Genomic DNA, 17185 nt, shown 5'->3' with positions numbered 1-17185 from the left:
AGCCCTGGAAACCGCTCCTAGGCCGAGAGTCGCGCCAGATTCTCCAGCCGTTTGGTGAGGCTGGGGTGGAGCCACGTTGCCCGCTGGGTGGCGGCAGAGTCGGCCAGTATGGCGACCAAGGCTTGGGATAGGCGAGCGGCCGCGCGCGCGGGCTCGCCCTGGGCCCAACTGCAATGCAAGACGGCCAGGTGGCAGGCCTCGCGATCTGCGTCCAGCTCGCAGACTCTAGCTGCCGTGCTGAGTCCTAGCAGCAACGCCAGGACGGCAGTCGTGCAGCCTAGCAGTTTGATCAGGGGGAGAGGGGCCAGTATTCCGCCAGGGAGGGCCCCGGCTTGAATCGAGTTCGAAGCGGGCCCGGCATCAACCGCCACGGTAGAAAACCATGCATGGCCGAGGGTAAAGGTGAGCAACATCGCCAATCCGGCTCCCACGATCGGCAGGGAACGCCACCAAAAGTGCCGGCGTGTCACGTGTGCGAACTCGTGCATCATCACCATATCCAATTGTTCGTCGTCGAGGTCGGCGATTAGATCCTCGCCGAGCCACAATTGCCGCCAGCGAGGGAGCCAGCCGACGATGGCGGCACCATTCCACCGTCCATCGCCTCCGATGGTGAGGAGCTGGAGTTGCGGCATCCGCAGACCGCTGCGGTATTGCATGAATCGCTCGAGCAATTTCGGGCACTTAGCCGGGCTGGTGCCGAGCCACTTTCCCAGCCACAGGGGAACTGAGCTCAGGACGAGTCCCAAAGAAAGGACCGTTAACAGCGCCAATACGATTCCCGAATGCTCCTCCCCCAGGGTCCAATGGCCAATGTCGCTGAACAATGCGATGGCCAAAACCGGTGTGAGGCAGGTTACCAGTCCAGGGATCTCTCCCAGCCGAAGTCGAATTCTGAAATGGGTTTGCCAGTCATTTGGCGATTGGAGGGATGGTGGAGTTGTGAGTTCATCGAACTGGGCGGCAGTCAATTCGATCAAGAGAATTAGGCATAAACTCGGAAGAAACCAGCCAAGCATGGCGATAAACTGAGGGAGGTGGCTCTGCTCAAGGGAGTTCAGCCAAGCGCCCCAGCCCGTCAGCAGTAGAGCGGCGGGCAGTAGCATGACCCAGGCTGCCTCCAGACCACCCCGAATTCGCTGCAACCGTTCGTCGCGCACTCCAAAATTGGGTTCATCGGCAGGCGTGGTCATGAGCAGGGTGAGAGCTGAGGCCTTGAACAATAGCCCCATCCCCAGAGTGATGCCTGCTGTCGCTAGCATGGCGGCCATCAACATGGTATTCGGGGTGTTTCCCGCAATCTCACGACAGACGAGGGTCGTTAGGATTAAAAGGAAAAGGCGTAGCGAAATCATGGGAGGGATGTGTGCCTGTTACCGAGTTGTCAGCAGCCATGCGGCACTCGCCGCTTCGCCCTACAGTAGTTGGTGCGTCCGGTAGTGTCGCGTAGGATGTGCACAACTGACACGGGCATCGCGTGTAGAATGCGCGGTGTGTGTGTTGTAGGGATTATGCCAGCGGCGAGCCGTCGATCGCGAGTGGAATGCGACCAGCAGCGAGGCTTTTGGACGGAGCAATTCATGCTGCATCGCGCCGCCCCGCGAGGCTCACTCAAACGGTCCTAGGGCACGACTCGATTTGAAGATTGGACGTGCCGTCAGAGTGCATTGGTAAGAATCCGCGGAAGGCCGTCGTCTGCTTAGGAAGAGGTCGCATTTTATTTTCAATCAGCAGGCAACGATGCTTCCCATGAAAAAAACGCTCTCCCATCGCCCAGCCTCCCAGGACCAGGCCTTCCCGCGGATGGGCCCGCAGCAGCCACTCCTCGCAGCCGAAGGGGCGTCAGGCAGGCGGCGTTTGGCCTTGCTGATTCATGGTTTGCACGGCGGCGGAGCAGAGAGGTGGATGAGCGAATTGGCAAACCGTTGGAGTGCCCAGCACGAGGTCCACCTTGTCACCTGGGACAGGATTCGAAGTGAAGAATACCCATTGCTAAGCTCGGTGCAACGGATCGGGCTGGGGGTCCAGCAAGTCAGTCACGGAACGCTAGCGGGAGTGCTCGCCAACGTGCGTCGCGTACGCTTGCTACGAAAAACTTTGCGAAGGCTACGCCCCGATCTCGTCTTAAGCTTTTCCGATCAGATGAACATCGTGTCTCTCGAGGCAACGCGTGGTTTGCAAGTCCCACACTGGATCTCCGAGCACAGTCACCCAGGCCATCAACGCCTTAGTCCCTTGTGGGAAAGGTGGCGCAAGCGTAGTTACCCTCGCTGTACGGGATGCCATGTATTAACCGAAGAAATTGCCAGTTACATGACCCGTTGGATCGCGGCGGACAAGTTTCGTGTGATCCCGCCAGCTATCAGCCTGCCACCCGCGGGCCAGTCATTAGAGCTGAGCAGTGGTCGCGGCAAAGCGGGCATGCGTTCGGTGCTGTACGTCGGTAGGCTGAGTGAAGAGAAAGGTTGTGCTGAGCTGTTGAGAGCCTGGGCTGAGGTGGCTGGGGAATTGCCCGATTGGCAGCTGCTGATTGCCGGGGAGGGAGCTTTGCGGGACGAATTGGAGCAGCAAGCCCGCGAGATGCCACGCGTCCAATTCCTGGGGTGGATTGAAAACCCAGCTTCGCTTTATGCTCAGGCGGACTTGTTTGTACTGCCGAGTCGCTATGAGGGATTTCCCCTGGCGCTGCTCGAGGCCATGCGGTGCGGATTGCCCTGCGTGGCGACGCGTTGTAGTTCGGCGATTGAAGTGCTCAGTAGGGCAGGGGAGGGCGTGAGAGTGGTTCCGGTGGTGGCCGAGCAGGGCCAGGCTAGCGTAGCTAATGCGTTTGGAGCTTTAGCAACCTCGATCTTGATGTTGGCTGAGAATCCAGCTCTTCGGCAGCAAATGGGGCATGCTGCGCAATCAATTGCGAGCGGCTACAGTTGGGACGCGCTGGGGCCAGCGTGGGATGCAATCCTCGATGCCTAGGCGCCGTCGGCGACGGCTTGTCCGGTCAGGCTCGTAGCGGTGGGTGCTGTTGGTTCCTTGAACCGGTAGCCGACGCCACGTACCGTTTCGATGGCATCAGAGATGTCCCCCAGTTTCTTGCGAATGGCGCGAATGTGGACATCGATGGTTCGCTCTAGGACGAGAGTATCTTCCCCCAAAGCCGATTCGATCAATTCACTTCGATCAAACGCTTTCCCCGGTTCAGCAATGAGCGTGTGCAGCAGCTTAAACTCACTGCGGGTCAGTTCGAGAGGCGTGCCGTTCAGCGAGGCCTCGTGGCGACGCAGGTCAACTCGGATGCCCATGCTTTCCAATGCTTCGACGGCAGGTTCGCTAGCTTCTTCGGTGGTTCTCCGCCGTTGCAGGGCGCGAATGCGTTCTAGCAAGACACGGACGCTGTAAGGCTTGACGACATAGTCATCGGCACCCGCTTCGAACCCATCGATCTGGTCGAGATCCTCACCTTTGGCGGTTAGCATTAAGATGCCAGCGTGCCGGGTTTCCTTCTGTTTTCGTAGGTGCCGGCAGACGTCCATGCCGTTGACCCGCGGCAGCATTAGGTCGAGTACGATGATGTCGGGTTGCTTGAGCATCGCCTGCTCGATTCCCTCGCGGCCATCGAAGGCGCAAAACACATTGAAGCCTTCCTTCTGCAAGTTGTAAAAGAGAATATCGGAGAGTGAGTGATCGTCTTCAATGATCAACACTTTAGTCTTCGACATGGGTTGGCCTTTGCGTTTCTAAAGGGAGACACCGCAACATCAATGCGAGGCTAGACTGTGCGGGGTTTGCTGGTGGCGGACGATTACCCCTTGGACCATGTAGATCACATCTTCCGCTACCGCAGTGGCATGGTCGGCAATTTGTTCCAGGTGCCGGGATGCAGAGAAGCAATGCAGCCCAGGAGCCACCGATTGCGGATCGCGCTGCATCAGCTCGACCAGCTCGCCAATCACTGCCACGTTGGCCGCGTCGACGTGGTCGTCGCTCTGAATAACTTGGTAGGCGAGTTCGGTGTCCAGATTGACAAAGGCATTGAGCGAGTCGCGCGCCATGGAGACCGATCGCTGAGCCATGCTGCGAATTAACTCTGGGATGGGAAAATCGCGATACTCAACCAACGAGCTCGCGCGCTCGGCGATATTGCAAGCAAGATCCGCCATGCGTTCCAAGTCGTTGTTCACTTTCATCATCGTCGTCAAACGACGCAAATCGGCTGCGACGGGTTGGTGCAGGGCTAGCATCTTAAGGCATTCCTCTTCGATGCGAACCTCTGCCTTGTCAATGTCGCAATCCGCGTCAATGACTTGCTGCGATAGATCTTGGCGGCGTTCCATCAAAGCTTTGACCGCCATGTTGATCATCTCCTCCACCTCGCCAGAGAGGGCGAGGAGGCGATGATAGGCGTCTTGCAAGTCATGATTGAGATGCCGCGACATGCGTGGGGCGTACCTTTAAGGAAGGCGAAATGGGGAGGCGTGTATTGGAGCCTACTACAGATTAAACACCATGCTGCCACAAGCTACCCATGACAGGGTGAAGATTAAGTTAAGAAGTTTGCCTCCGAGTTGGCAATGGCAATCGGACTTCGAAGCAGCTCCCCGATTGGAGCTGGCTGGTAGCGGTGACGCTTCCCCCCAATGCGTTAATGAGGTGTTTGACGATGGACAGACCCAGTCCGGTCCCGCCGGTATCGGAAGAGCGGCCTTTTTCGGCTCGATAAAATCGCTCAAAGATCCGTTCCAAGTCGGCTTCGCGAATTCCAATACCATTGTCGATAACGCTCAGTACGCAATGCTGGGGGGTCTCTGTCAGGCTGATTTGCACCTTGCCTCCTTCGGGCGTGTATCGCACTGCGTTGGATAGCAAATTGCTGGCAATGGTTTGGAAGCCATCGCGGTCGCTTTGGATGATCAGTGGGTGTTCGGGGAGCTGGAGCTCAAGTTGGATGGATTTACTGAGAGACATGGCCCGGGCTGCAGTTAAACAGGGTTCCAGGGCCTCGGCAGCGTCGAAGGCTTCCATCTTCAACGCACTGTTCGATTCAACGCGAGTCAGTTGCAGCATGCCTTTGACCAATCCGTCAATTCGATCGGCTTGTGAGATGATACTAGCCACAAATTTTTCAGCAGCTTCGCGATCGTCCAAGGCCCCCATCTGAAGTGTTTCGGCGTACGCCCGGATTGCTGCCAGCGGCGTTTTCAACTCATGCGATGCGTTGGCGATAAAGTCCTTGCGCACGGCATCGATCCGTTTCAGCAAGGTTTCATCGCGAATCGTGATCAGCACGCCATTGCAGCCGTTTCCCAGCGGCAGGGGACGCCCTAGTATTCGCAGCGCTCGGGCGCGCGTACCGATTTCGCCCGTTTCTTCACGAGGAGTGCCACGTGATAAAACGTGCTGCACAATCTCGGTTAAAAGGGGGACGCGGACCACTTCCAGGAACGGACGGTAGAGGTAAGGCTCGTTGGCCAGTTCGAGATGTTCGTGCACCGCCTGGTTGGCTAGCAGCACGCGGGATTGGTCGTCCACGGCCAAGACGCCTTCCTGAAGGTTGCCGAGGGCTAAGTTGCTGCGTTGGTTGGCGTTGTGAAGTTGATTGGTATTGGCATTCACTGCGTCGGCAACCGCATCGAGCGAGAGGCACAGCGGGGTGGTGGCGGGCAGGTGGGGAAGTTGGAGAGGCTGATCGTGAGGTGGAGGGCTCTGCGCGACCCGGTTCCAAGGGGAGAACGCTGCGTATTCGCGTTTGTTCCGCGAGATGTAGTTGGCCACTAAGGCGGTGGCCAGCAACGTACCGAGCGCGAAAATCGCTCCACCACTAATCCACCACAAACGCTGCTGCGAACTCCGCAGTACCTTTCGGGCAAATAAGACATGCACTTTTTGCTCAGCCCCTTCCGCCGCAAATAAGCTCTTTTCCGCTACTTGCCGCTCACCGGCATTGCGAGGAATGCTTCGCAAGGTTAACTCGGCCGTCGTTTGCAATTGGGCCATACCGCGAATCGTGGGGTGCCAGTGGGGCATGATGGCGGCCGCCGACGATTCTGTTGCTGGAGAGTTGGCGGCTGGCGAGACGACGACCATGCTCCCCGTACCTGGGGGCTTTGGCAGGATCAGCGGGATCATGTCGACATCGAATTCGGTTTCCAGTCGCTCCCACTCGGGGGCGACCTCCCAGGGAGTCGGCCACTCGAACTCCGTCAGCGCCTGTTGCAATAGGCGGGTGTCGCGTTGGAATCGCTCAGCGATTCCCCGTTCCTCTTGCTCAAACAGGAAGCTGCTCCCAAGCCACAATACGAGGCTAGAGCCGAAAAGCCAGAGAAATGCCAACGCAAACTGAAATCTCATTGGATGAGCCGGAGGAAGGGCTTGGGCCGCAGTTACCGGCGGCACCCAGGTAAAGCGTGCTGCGACTCATCATGGGCGCGTCCGCCCTATTTCGCAAGGCAAAGCCCCTTTTCTTCGCGGTATCTTCATCGTGAAGAGGATTGCCGCTCTAGTGGGCCGCGAGATGCAGCGCGCTCTGCAGTGCTCACGTACCAGGCCGCCTGCTGGCATGAGTTAGCCCAGTTGCCCCCGCCTGGAGCCTGGTTTCCTAGCTTCCAGGCGGTCCTGGAAGCGCAGGGGAGCGGCGCGTGTGGCTGTCATCTGGCTACTCCGCCCGTCCGGACGATTTGCAGTGAGTTTTCAGGGGGCCAGTGCTAGGGGGAACCGACGATTCGGGGCAGAGGGGAGTGGAAGTGCCAGCCTGCTGCCGATATGTTACGATCCACGGATTGAATAGGCATAAAGGGCTTATGGGGCGGTTGTGCGGCCGACCCAACGAGGTGGTTAGGCCCCTGCTTTACGAGCTGGAAATTCCTTAGAGGCTAGAAATGGGAGTCGAGCAAATAGTGAAGGATTTCGCCGGTAGGACGCCGCTGCGGCCGATTCGCGAGTACTTCTCAAAGCGACGCAGGCTGCGGCGACTCACTCAGCAGTTCAAGGAGTGGTCGAGCGAGGATCAGCAGCGGCTGAACTTTTACCAGCAATTCATCTCTCCGGGAGACCTGGTCTTCGATGTCGGGGCAAATGTTGGGAATCGCGCAAAAATCTTCTCCAAGTTAGGGGCGGTGGTGGTGGCCGTTGAGCCTCAGGTGGCTTGCGCCGATTTTCTCGAAACTGCCTTCGCGGATACGGCGAACTTTCATTTGGTCCGCAAGGCGTTGGGGGCCAGTGTTGGCCAGGCCGAAATGTTGATCAGTCCGTTGGATACCATTTCCACGCTGTCGTCCGAGTGGGTTCGTTCGGTCAAGGAGAGTGGCCGTTTCGCGGATTGCCGGTGGGATAAAAAACAGACGGTGTCGGTGGATACGCTCGACAATCTTATCGCTGAATACGGGCGCCCCGCCTTCATCAAAATCGACGTAGAGGGGTTTGAGGAGCAAGTTGTCGCAGGATTGTCTACGCCGGTCGGTGCGATTTCAATGGAATTTGCTCCAGAATTCTTGCGCAGTACGATGGAGTGCGTCCGGAAGTTGGATCGGATCGGTCCTGTCCGATTCCAAATAAGCCTGGGTGAATCGATGGAATTTTCCCTTCCAGATTGGGTTGACGCGGAGGAGATAGAGCAGGCCCTATTGGCGGTGGCACCCACCGATTTCGGCGATCTTTACGCGCGCTTCGATACTGCTGAACATTGAACCAGTTTGACCCCGCGGGGGATCAACGCTCGCAAAGCGATGACAAGTCATCGCACTCCATATGGACTGCTGCGACTGGTCGTAGCTTTCTTGCCCGGCCACCGGAAGATTTGCCAGTGGGGATAAACGTGCCAGCAAGAAGATCCCCTAGCCACCCGAGCTCAACCGCTCGGTGGTCAATCTTTCCCAATCCGCGCATTGCTTGCAAAGCGATGACAAGTCATCGCAGTCCATATGGAGTGCTGCGACTTGTCGTAGCTTTCCTGCCCGGCCACCGGAAGATTTGGCCTTGGTGTGAGCGTGCCAGCCGGAACGCCTCTTGCCGCCCGATATCAACGGTTCGGTAGGCTATCTTCAACTGCCCGCGCATTGCTTGCAAAGCGATGACAAGTCATCGCAGTCCACATGGAGTGCTGCGACTCGTCGTAGCTTTCTTGCCCGGCCGCCGAGAGATTTGGCCTTGGGTGTGAGCGTGCCAGCCGGAAAGCCTGCCGCCGCCCGAAGTCAACCGCTCGGTAGGCTATCTTCAACTGCCCGCGCATTGCTTGCAAAGCGATGACAAGTCATCGCACTCCATATGGAGTGCTGCGACTGGTTGTAGCTTTGTTGCCCGGCCGCCGAGAGATTTGGCCTTGGGGATAAACGTGCCAGCAAGAAGATCCCCTAGCCACCCGAGCTCAACCGCTCGGTGGTCAATCTTTCCCTATCCGCGCATTGCCTGCAAAGCGATGACAAGTCATCGCAGTCCATATGGAGTGCTGCGACTTGTCGTAGCTTTCCTGCCCGGCCACCGGAAGATTTGGCCTTGGTGTGAGCGTGCCAGCCGGAACGCCTCTTGCCGCCCGATATCAACGGTTCGGTAGGCTATCGTCCCCACAAATCCACGCTGGAGAGATGGAGGCAGCAAGGGAAGATCCAAATGTGGAAGCTCGGATGCCAGTGGATGACAACCCCAGAAGCTGTGCAGAGGTTTGCAGAGGAATCTCAAGTGGGGCACAGCGTTGGTGACAGCCGGACGCCGGTCAAGCCGATCACGACGGCTCAGAAACGCAAGATCGACGAATGGGCGGACAAAGAGCTGGCAGAGGCTGGCATTTAATCCCTAGTCCCCGGAATGACAAAACCTCGAGGCACGTGCCCCGAGGTTTCGCGAGTTTCTGGTTGCGGTCATGCAGTGACGAGCTGATGGCCGCGGCATCTTACCAACCAACGTTTTCATTACCAGAAGTATACCATGTCTGCTGCGCTTTCCAAAACCCAAACTCCAGGTTCCGAAAATTCAACGTCGCCTGCGAGATCTTTCGGTCCTATTGAGTACCTGCCCATTTCCGACATTTGTCGGGCGTTGGGGCTTCCTGAAGACGCTGTGACCCGCGGGCGGAACTTCGAATGTCCGCATTGTCACGCAAAGAAATACCGAATCTCTAAGCCAGAAACCGGCCTAGGAGGCTGTGATGCATGCAAGGTACCGTGAATGGAAAGTTGGAAGCGGATCGGTTTCAGCGAAACGTGAAAGAGGGAGGGGAGTTGTCGAGCCCAATATCGAATCTGGTCGAGAAGCAAAGCGAACTTGAGGCTGCGCTGCAGGACTTCTAGAGCCCTTTCAAGCAAATGGCCACCGACGCTCAATCCGTCTTAACCGGTATGCTGACTGTCGGAGTAAGGATAGTCGATATTCTTGAGCCAGTTTCAGAGCTCTACCCGTATCTGCGGAAAGCGCTGGTCAAAATTGGCGTGCTAGAGGAGAAGAAGATTGAGGAAGGGGTTGCTACAGGCTGGATGAATGAACAGAGGAGGCGAGCCGAGGAGATGGGGAGAAAGCCTCGAAAGCTCTAAGTTGCTTCGCAGTTATGCGCAACTGTAAGTTGAACATGGGGACAACCGTTCGGTAGTCCCCAGATATTTTGTGCATCACAGGATTATGTCATTTGACAGGTAGTGAGTGGATGATACTATTACAGGTATTGGCAATCGCATTCAGTCCATGGGAACAACCCAATGACGAAACTCACCGCAGTGATTTACATTCGAGTCAGCACGGAAGATCAAGCCACTGAAGGTGTCAGTATTGACGCCCAGCACTCGAAGCTCACTGCATGGTGCTTTGCCAATGACTACGAATTGATCGAGTCGTTTACCGACGCAGGGATTTCTGGCGGTCGAGCTGACAACCGTCCAGGGTTGCAATCTGCAATCGAGCTCGCTTGCAGCACGGCTTCCGCGTTAGTGGTTTACTCTCTCAGCAGGCTGGCTCGATCGACCAAGGATACAATCGCGATTGGCGAATTGCTCGAAAAGTCTGGAGCTGACTTGGTGTCGTTAAGTGAGAAGATCGATACGACTTCCGCAGCAGGTAAGATGATCTTTCGAATGCTGGCCGTGATGGCAGAGTTCGAGAAAGACCAGGTCAGCGAACGGACTCGATTCGCAATGGCTCACAAGAAGTCGAAGGGAGAGCGAGTGGGAACCATCCCCTACGGCTACGACTTGAAGGGAGATGGGGTCAATCTCGTCGAAAACTCGAGCGAGCAGGAAGTGATTGGCTTGATGGCATCACTTCGCAATTCCGGCCGGTCTTATCGTGCTATCGCTGCAGAACTCGAAAGCCGCGGAGTACTTACTAAGTCGGGGAAATCCAATTGGGATCACAAGACTGTTTCAAACATAGTCAAAGCGACCGCAGCGTGAGTGAACTGTATTGCTGGCTTGAATCGCTACTGCAGGAGGAGGCGGTTAACGTAGAGCCTTCCCCACCCGGCAAGGAAACACTGCAGGACTACATACGCGACAAGGAACGAAATGAATAAATCGAATGCAGATAGGCCGACAATTGATCCGTTTGACTGGGAGGAGCTGCTACGCGAAGGGGTTCGAAACAGCGCACTGACTGCTTACGCAATCGCTCAGGAGGCCGGTGTGTCAGATGGTCAGCTTTCTAGATTCCTCCGAGGAGAGCGAACGTTGACGCTTCCCGTTGCTAGCAAGATAGGCCGCGTTGTTGGCCTAACGCTCAACCAACACATTTAGTTCTATTGTGAGGTTCTCAGGCGGGCCAAAGTCGTACAAAGGTGCGGAAACGTTAGCTCTTTCGCGAAACCAGATCCAAAACTGTCAGGCCAAAATTTTAGAAACTCCTCGAGTTCTTAAAGTGCAGAAGAAGCGGCGATAGGCCAAGCGGGGCCACTAATACGACGGCCAGCAAAGTTCTTCGACGTACGTCAGCTCACAAAATAGATATCTCGGGCTTTGTTCGTGATGATGCTCTTTCTATGCCCGTCCACAACGTCTTTGCGCACCAGGTCCTGGTCCTGGAGTCTGCTTGTTCGGCGACCGACTAGTTGATAAGAGGTGTCAATTAATAACGAGACTTCGCCAGCACGCATCCACTCACCAGACTCATTCAACGTCATCAATATTTCGAGCTCAATAGGATCAAGCATCAAAGTCTGGTCTAGCTGTGCTACTTCGACCTCGAAATCGTTGCTCAATTGCACCACGCTGCAAGAGAGTTGACGACAGGATTTACATTCCCAATCATAGTACTCAATCTTTTCTTTGTCGTCCATTGAGAAACAGCTTCCACATTCGTCGCAACGGATTGTACTGGTCGTCGAAAGGAACTGACGAATAATCTGGTTGTATTCGAAACAACGTTGCACAAAGTAATTGCGATATTGACGTCCAGGCGGATATCCCCAAGCTAGTTTTTCAGCCTCAGTCAAGCCGTACAAGAATGCATAGACGGAAACATCACGACCGTTTTTGTCGCGGGTGTCAGAGTACTTTGTTACAAGAAAGTTAAACTCGAGCGATGACAAGACTCCCTCAAGTTTGGGGTCGATATAAAAGTGGCTAACCGGAGGGTTCCCGCCCAGTTCGGCAAAGTAGCTTCCGCCAACTTCGTAACGATTTATCCGCTTCTTGAGTTCAATAGATTCACTTAGCAATGCGCCCAGTAGCTTCTTTTGATTGTGCCGATCTAGCTTTTGCTCGAACGGTTCGAGAGCGTACCGCCCAGTTCGGTCAAAGTACTGGGAGACAATCGACGAATAGTACTTGTTTGCTGCTAGGCGAATACTGGCGGCGGTAATTCCCTGCCTTCTTGAGATCCGATCCAGATAGCAGTTCTGCAATATGTAACCAAGTAGTCGTGGCACATTCATTGATACCTGAAATAGCAACCTGAATAGGTCCTCGGTATTCGCGGTTGGATCAAAGTAATCCCTTATATCAATGCCAAATGCTGTGAACCGCTTTTCCAGAACTCGCTTTGTATAGTCAATCGCGCTGGATTCGGCAGTCTGAAGTTCGCTGGCCTTGTAAAGCTGTGCGAAGTCCAGACACATCGTATCAACTTTCCCTGGGTCAATGCGGCCGTAATAGACACGTCCCGGATACCCTGCGATCTTAAGCTTAATCCGTTCATTCGTAGCATTGTTCAGAGGCGAAAGGATAACGTCAACGAATAACCGCTGGCTAACCCACTCGAGTTCGGAGAAGTCATCAAAGAACACGACTAGCCTTAACAGGCCCGCTTCGTCAAGAAGGTCTGTAATCTCTGAGACTATCTCGTTGAACGGAAATGCTCGAAGAACTACGTCTGAATACTCGCGGTAGAGTTCATCATCGTGAAGTGTTTTTGCGAAGCTGCTATTTCCGATCTCTGGCGTTACGCTCAACGCTGGCCCTGTCACACTGCCAGATATATTTCCAGTGAGTTTCGCAGTTCGAGACTTCTGCTGCTGGGTCTCGTCGCGAACTTTGGTTTTAGCTGAGATCGTTTGTAGTATCGGAATCTCCTCTTCCGCCAGTTTGCATACTTTTACCCGTTTGGCAATCGACTCCAGACTCTTGATGAGCTCTCTGTATCCTCTCTTTTTCCCATTCCATCGCTCCAAAAGCGTTAAGGAATCACATGCAGTTTCAACCTCATTAAGCAACTGTCCCAGTACTTCGCCCAGAAAGTTTTTCCTAAGCATGTGTGACTGGTAGACGTCGTGGGCGATGTTACTTAGCTCTGAATCCATCGTGACAGCTTGACTGCTCGTGGCGAGCTCATGGAGGCTTTTTACATCGATGTAAATCGAGATTAAGTTATTTCGCTTTCGTATTTCAGATTGGGCTTTTGCGAAAATCGTGCTTTTCCCCGTCCCCTTACGTCCGGTCAGAAACGTCGTATTTCCGGAGAGAATAGTTGATAGAACCGCATCGCTAGGAAGTGGATCCACGTAGAGATCGTCGATCGGATTGCCCCCAATGTCTTCCGCAAAGTCCTTCAACTCAGCTCTGCGGTATTGGCGGAGAGACTCTGCTACGCGTGCAAATTTCTGAGGATCCACTGGTTTGCCTCTTTTCAATAATACTGCTCGATATAGCCATGCGCACGGTCGAACAACTCTTGGTCGCCGTGCAGTTTGTATTTCAGAAGTGTGCTTCGGAGTGCTTTCTTTACCTCGCGTTGGCCTGCACTCGTGTCTTGCCAACCGTCGAAGCGGACGACGCGAACAATGTCGTCGATGTCGGCGACGATCTTCTCGACGACGATCGGCGTCTTGTCGTTGCGGATCTCTTCGAACAATTCTGTTAGTGCGGCTTTGCCTTGGTCTTGGACTACTTCGGGAGGTGTTTGCCTTTCCGCTTGTACTACGTCTTGGGCCAGACGCAGGATCTCTTTGAGGAACTTGCGGCTGTCGTCGAGGCCTTGGTCGTGGCGTTCTTTAAGTTTTTCGAGACGCTCGCCTAGCTCGACGAACTTCGGATCGCCAGCGTGCTTGCGTAGTCGTGCCACCAATTGCAGGGCGATCTTTCGTGCTCGACCTTTGGCCTCTTCGACGGCTTCGATTAGGTCGGCGTCCATGACCAATGCGTCGAGGTCGTCCGTGACACTTTCCAAATGCGTGTTGTCATGGATTAGTTCGATCGTTTTCGCACCCAGCGCGTGCCAGAGCAGACGGCCGTTTCCGCTGGCCGGTTTCACCGACTCATAGACTTGGCCAAGCCATCGGTAGTCGACTTCGTGTGGTGTTAAGCATGAGTCCGGCGAGAGGGCTTCCCACAAACGTGCGAGAACCGAAAACTCGCCAGCGAACTTGTCGCGGGTTTCGTTGTCGGGCAAGCAGTCCTGGGCTAGCAGCAATCCTTCGTAGCCGTCGAGTGTGCGATCCACATTCGGAAAGAACGCCAGGCACACCTTCACCTTTTCGGGCAACTCGGCTTTCAATTCGTCCAGGTTCGTGATGACCGACTGGACCGCTTTCTCGTCGAAGGCGAGTGCCTTGGCGACGTCGTCGAAGATACCGATGTAGTCGACGATTAAGCCATGCGACTTGCCATCGGCGACACGGTTCGTGCGGCAGATCGTTTGCAGCAGGTTGTGATCCTTCATTGGCTTGTCGAGGTACTGGGCCTGCAAGATCGGCGCGTCGAAACCCGTCAATAACTTCGACGTCACGATCAGCAGTTTCAGTGGATCGGTCGGATCGCGGAAACGGTCAAGTAGCTTTTCTTCGGCGTCGCGATCGAGGCGATAGTCGTCGTACTGCGTCTCGCCGGAATTGACCGACATCACGACTGCCGATATGTCAGGGGCTTCGGTGATCCGGTCGATTGCTTTCTTGTAGAGGTCGCAGCACTGGCGATCGAACGTGACAACCATCCCCTTAAACCCATTCGGGTCAACCTTCGATTGAAAGTGGTTGACGATGTGCTCGCAGATGCCGTCGACTCGCTCAGGCGATTTAACCAGCACCGCCATCTTCGCCGCTCGCTTGCCCAGGTCATCGCGGTCTTGTTCACTTAGCTCGCCCGTGATCTTGGCGTAGGCTTCGTCGATGGCGGCTTGGTCGATTCGCAGTTTGACATCGGGAGCCTCGAAGTGCAGCGGCAGCGTCGCGCCGTCGCGGATCGACTCTTGAAACGAGTACCGAGTTAGGTAGCCAGACTTGTCTTCGTCGGCACCGAAGGCATAGAACGTATTCTTGTCCGCTCGATTGATCGGCGTGCCCGTCAAACCGAACAGGAACGTATTGGGTAGGGCTTCCCGCATCTTGCGACCGAGGTCGCCTTCCTGCGTGCGGTGGGCCTCGTCGACCAGAGCGATGATGTTGTCGCGAGCGTTCAACTCGCCATCGGCCTCGCCGAACTTGTGGATCGTCGTGATGATGATTTTGCGAACGTCCTTAGCCAGCAGTTGCTGTAACTCGCTACGGCTTTCGGCCTTGATCATATTCGGCACATCGGCCGCGTTGAACGTTGCGGTGATCTGGGTGTCCAAGTCGATTCGGTCTACGACGATCAACACCGTCGGGTTGCCGAGCTTGGGATGCATCCGCAGCTTTTGTGCGGTGAAAACCATCAGCAGCGATTTACCACTGCCTTGGAAGTGCCATATCAGGCCCTTCTTGATCCGCCCTTCGATCACTCGCTGGACGATCAGATTCGTGCCTTCGTATTGTTGGTAGCGGCAAATGATTTTGATGCGTCGGTGCTTCTTATCCGTGGCAAAGACCGTAAAGTTTTGCAGGATGTCCAGCACGACTTCCGGCCGTAGCATGCTTTCGACCGTCTTACGAACGTCGGCCAGCGATCCCTTTTCAAACGCGGCATCGGTCTTGGGCAAGCTACTCTTGGCAAAGTCTTCAGGCTTTTCGTGAACGCCACCCGCTTGATCCGGTTGCGAGTCCACTCGCCACGGTCCCCAGATCGTTAGCGGCATACGGATCGAACCGTAACGGTAAGCACGACCGTCGCTGGCGAAACTGAAAATGTTCGGCACGAACATCGCTGGAACGCTTTGTTCGTAGTCGTCGTGAATCTGGCTGGCACCATCGACCCAGGTCACAGCAGGCCGCACAGGCGTCTTGGCCTCGCCGACCACGACGGGCAAGCCGTTCATCAGCAGGACAATATCAAAACGCTTTTCCAGCTTGCCGACCTTGTACGTCCACTGATTGCAAACGATCAGTTCGTTGTTGGCCGGATTATCGAAGTCGATCAATCGCACCGTCGTGTGTTCGCCGCGAGCACCGAGCGGCATCGTTTTGTCGTTCCGCATCCACTCGGCGAAAGCCTCATTCGAGCGGACGAGCCCATCGATCTGAACGGACAGCGTAATGGCCCGCAGTTTGTAGATTATTTCGTCAGCGCGATCAGATTGAGCGGCGATCTCCGGGTTAAGACGAATGAGTGCATCGCGAAGCTTCGACTCGACAAAAACGTCTGCCACCTGACGCGGCAACTGCGTCCCCTGTACGAACTGCCAGCCGAGCCCCCGGCAGGCATCGAGAATCATCTGCTCGACGGTGTTGGCTTCGCTAAATGTCACCGAAATCACCCCATTTTTGTTCGATGCCGCGCATGCGGTTGGAGAACTCGCTCCACCGCTTTTCGTCAACGCTTTTCACGAAAGCAATGAGACCGCCCAGGTGGTTATAGAATCCGAGCGCAGAGTCGAACTTGTTGAAAGCAGAAGCTGACTCAAACCCATTTTGGAGTGCGCCGTACAAAAGCCTATCAATCCGGCGGTATGTTTCTCTCGAAATCCGAGGTGTGTCTCCATCAACAAGCAATCCTAAGACAACTTTCTTTGAACCCGGACCTGCAATTCTTGACTTCTTCGAGTTCTCCTTAAACCCAGACTTCCGAATCAGACCAATAACCTCTCGACGGACACTGCACACACCATGCTTGTCCTGGAGTCTTGCAGCAGAAAATGTGAGATCGTCCGCATAGCGTGTGTATACAAAGCCAGAGTCAAACGCAAACGATTGCAGCAACTCGTCCATTCGGCGCGCAGCGAGGTTGCTCAGCATCGGACTTGTCGGCGCGCCCTGCGGCAATACCCCAACAACGCCGTGTCGCTCAGGATATGGAAGTCGGCGCACTCCATTTCCTGGTTTCTCAAAATCATCTTCGAAATCCTGAATGAGGTTGTCTGGATTTGCACAGTGATAAAGCAAATGTTTTAAATGTCGTGGCAACTTTGTTGTTGTGCACAAACGAGCAAGTTCAAACGCCAGAAGCGACCTGTACCCCAAATCATCAAAGATCCGATAGACGTCGATTTCGGTGACGTCGTAGAAAAAATCTGAGAGATCAAACTGAAAAACCCATCTAGCTCCACAATGCATGCTGGCGCACTCTTTGATACCGCCCGATGAATGAAAGGCGAATGAAGCCGGGTGGGGCTGACATCGCTGTAGGATTTCACGATTAACAAAATCTTGCACCCTAATGAGATCCTCGCAAACGGAGTGAATTATGCGCCTCCCCCCAGACCGCTTTTTAATTGCATACATCCTGTAGTTACAGGCCTCCCGCTTACGATTGACGGTCTGGTGGAGAACGCGATAGGAGACGCCGGTGATTGTAGAGAGATGACGTAGGGTGAACACGACGGGTAGCTTCTTCGCCTCAAGGCTCTGCGCATAGCTCTGTAACGCGTAGGCCGCGGATTTGCCAATTGACCTCTCTGCGGTTGTAAAAAGCTGGTGTGCTGACCAAGTTTCCAT

15 protein-coding genes are annotated in these 17185 nt (G+C 55.1%); 8 read left to right on the top strand and 7 right to left on the bottom strand.

Annotated elements, in window-relative coordinates; genetic code table 11:
- Positions 1-17: 17 nt before the first annotated feature.
- Positions 18-1355, bottom strand: a complete 1338-nt coding sequence (locus tag Q31a_RS26220) for a M48 family metalloprotease (protein ID WP_145084704.1) — start codon at positions 1353-1355, stop codon at positions 18-20.
- Between the two features lie 385 nt (positions 1356-1740).
- Here Q31a_RS26220 and Q31a_RS26215 point away from each other — a divergent pair, with 385 nt between their 5' ends.
- Positions 1741-2970 (top strand): glycosyltransferase, encoded by a 1230-nt coding sequence (locus tag Q31a_RS26215; protein ID WP_145084699.1) that lies wholly within the window; start codon positions 1741-1743, stop codon positions 2968-2970.
- Here the strand turns inward: Q31a_RS26215 and Q31a_RS26210 are convergent.
- The 3 genes from Q31a_RS26210 to Q31a_RS26200 all read right to left on the bottom strand — a co-directional run bounded on the left by Q31a_RS26210 (position 2967) and on the right by Q31a_RS26200 (position 6342).
- Positions 2967-3713: a response regulator gene (locus Q31a_RS26210; protein ID WP_145084695.1), complete on the bottom strand. Its 747-nt coding sequence runs from the start codon at positions 3711-3713 to the stop codon at positions 2967-2969. The genes Q31a_RS26215 and Q31a_RS26210 overlap by 4 nt on opposite strands.
- 39 nt (positions 3714-3752) lie before the next feature.
- Positions 3753-4430 carry a phosphate signaling complex protein PhoU gene (gene phoU / locus Q31a_RS26205; RefSeq protein ID WP_145084692.1) on the bottom strand — a complete coding sequence of 226 codons (678 nt, stop codon included), beginning with the start codon at positions 4428-4430 and terminating at the stop codon, positions 3753-3755.
- A 109-nt stretch (positions 4431-4539) separates the two neighbouring features.
- Positions 4540-6342: a sensor histidine kinase gene (locus Q31a_RS26200; protein WP_145084689.1), complete on the bottom strand. Its 1803-nt coding sequence runs from the start codon at positions 6340-6342 to the stop codon at positions 4540-4542.
- A gap of 527 nt (positions 6343-6869) precedes the next feature.
- Here Q31a_RS26200 and Q31a_RS26195 point away from each other — a divergent pair.
- From Q31a_RS26195 to Q31a_RS26175, 7 genes are all read left to right on the top strand, one after another.
- On the top strand, positions 6870-7676 hold the full coding sequence (locus Q31a_RS26195; RefSeq protein WP_145084685.1) for an FkbM family methyltransferase: 807 nt from the start codon (positions 6870-6872) through the stop codon (positions 7674-7676).
- Between the two features lie 835 nt (positions 7677-8511).
- Positions 8512-8775: a DUF1580 domain-containing protein gene (locus Q31a_RS31215; protein WP_145084681.1), complete on the top strand. Its 264-nt coding sequence runs from the start codon at positions 8512-8514 to the stop codon at positions 8773-8775.
- 359 nt (positions 8776-9134) lie between these two features.
- A complete protein-coding gene (locus Q31a_RS30555) occupies positions 9135-9272 on the top strand; it encodes a hypothetical protein (protein WP_197355750.1) in 138 nt (45 codons plus the stop codon).
- A 15-nt stretch (positions 9273-9287) separates the two neighbouring features.
- Positions 9288-9512 (top strand): hypothetical protein, encoded by a 225-nt coding sequence (locus tag Q31a_RS26185; protein WP_145084676.1) that lies wholly within the window; start codon positions 9288-9290, stop codon positions 9510-9512.
- A gap of 162 nt (positions 9513-9674) precedes the next feature.
- Positions 9675-10364 (top strand): recombinase family protein, encoded by a 690-nt coding sequence (locus tag Q31a_RS26180; RefSeq protein WP_145084673.1) that lies wholly within the window; start codon positions 9675-9677, stop codon positions 10362-10364.
- Entirely contained in the window at positions 10361-10483 is a 123-nt protein-coding gene (locus Q31a_RS31210) for a hypothetical protein (protein ID WP_261342695.1), read from the top strand. Before Q31a_RS26180 ends, Q31a_RS31210 begins: the two co-directional genes overlap by 4 nt.
- Positions 10476-10703: a helix-turn-helix domain-containing protein gene (locus Q31a_RS26175; protein ID WP_145084671.1), complete on the top strand. Its 228-nt coding sequence runs from the start codon at positions 10476-10478 to the stop codon at positions 10701-10703. The genes Q31a_RS31210 and Q31a_RS26175 overlap by 8 nt, the downstream gene beginning before the upstream one ends.
- 191 nt (positions 10704-10894) lie before the next feature.
- Here Q31a_RS26175 and Q31a_RS26170 read toward each other — a convergent pair whose 3' ends face one another.
- Genes Q31a_RS26170 through Q31a_RS26160 form a run of 3 tightly spaced genes read right to left on the bottom strand, consistent with a single transcriptional unit; the run spans position 10895 to position 17185 of the window.
- A complete protein-coding gene (locus Q31a_RS26170; protein ID WP_145084668.1) occupies positions 10895-13015 on the bottom strand; it encodes a MarR family transcriptional regulator in 2121 nt (706 codons plus the stop codon).
- 14 nt (positions 13016-13029) lie between these two features.
- A complete protein-coding gene (locus Q31a_RS26165) occupies positions 13030-15999 on the bottom strand; it encodes a type I restriction endonuclease subunit R (protein ID WP_145084665.1) in 2970 nt (989 codons plus the stop codon).
- On the bottom strand, positions 15989-17185 hold the full coding sequence (locus Q31a_RS26160; protein ID WP_145084663.1) for a reverse transcriptase family protein: 1197 nt from the start codon (positions 17183-17185) through the stop codon (positions 15989-15991). The genes Q31a_RS26165 and Q31a_RS26160 overlap by 11 nt, the downstream gene beginning before the upstream one ends.

Source organism: Aureliella helgolandensis (assembly GCF_007752135.1).
Lineage (GTDB): Bacteria > Planctomycetota > Planctomycetia > Pirellulales > Pirellulaceae > Aureliella > Aureliella helgolandensis.
The sequence above is the reverse complement of the archived record's forward strand: the minus strand, read 5'-3'. Positions and strand labels throughout refer to the sequence as shown.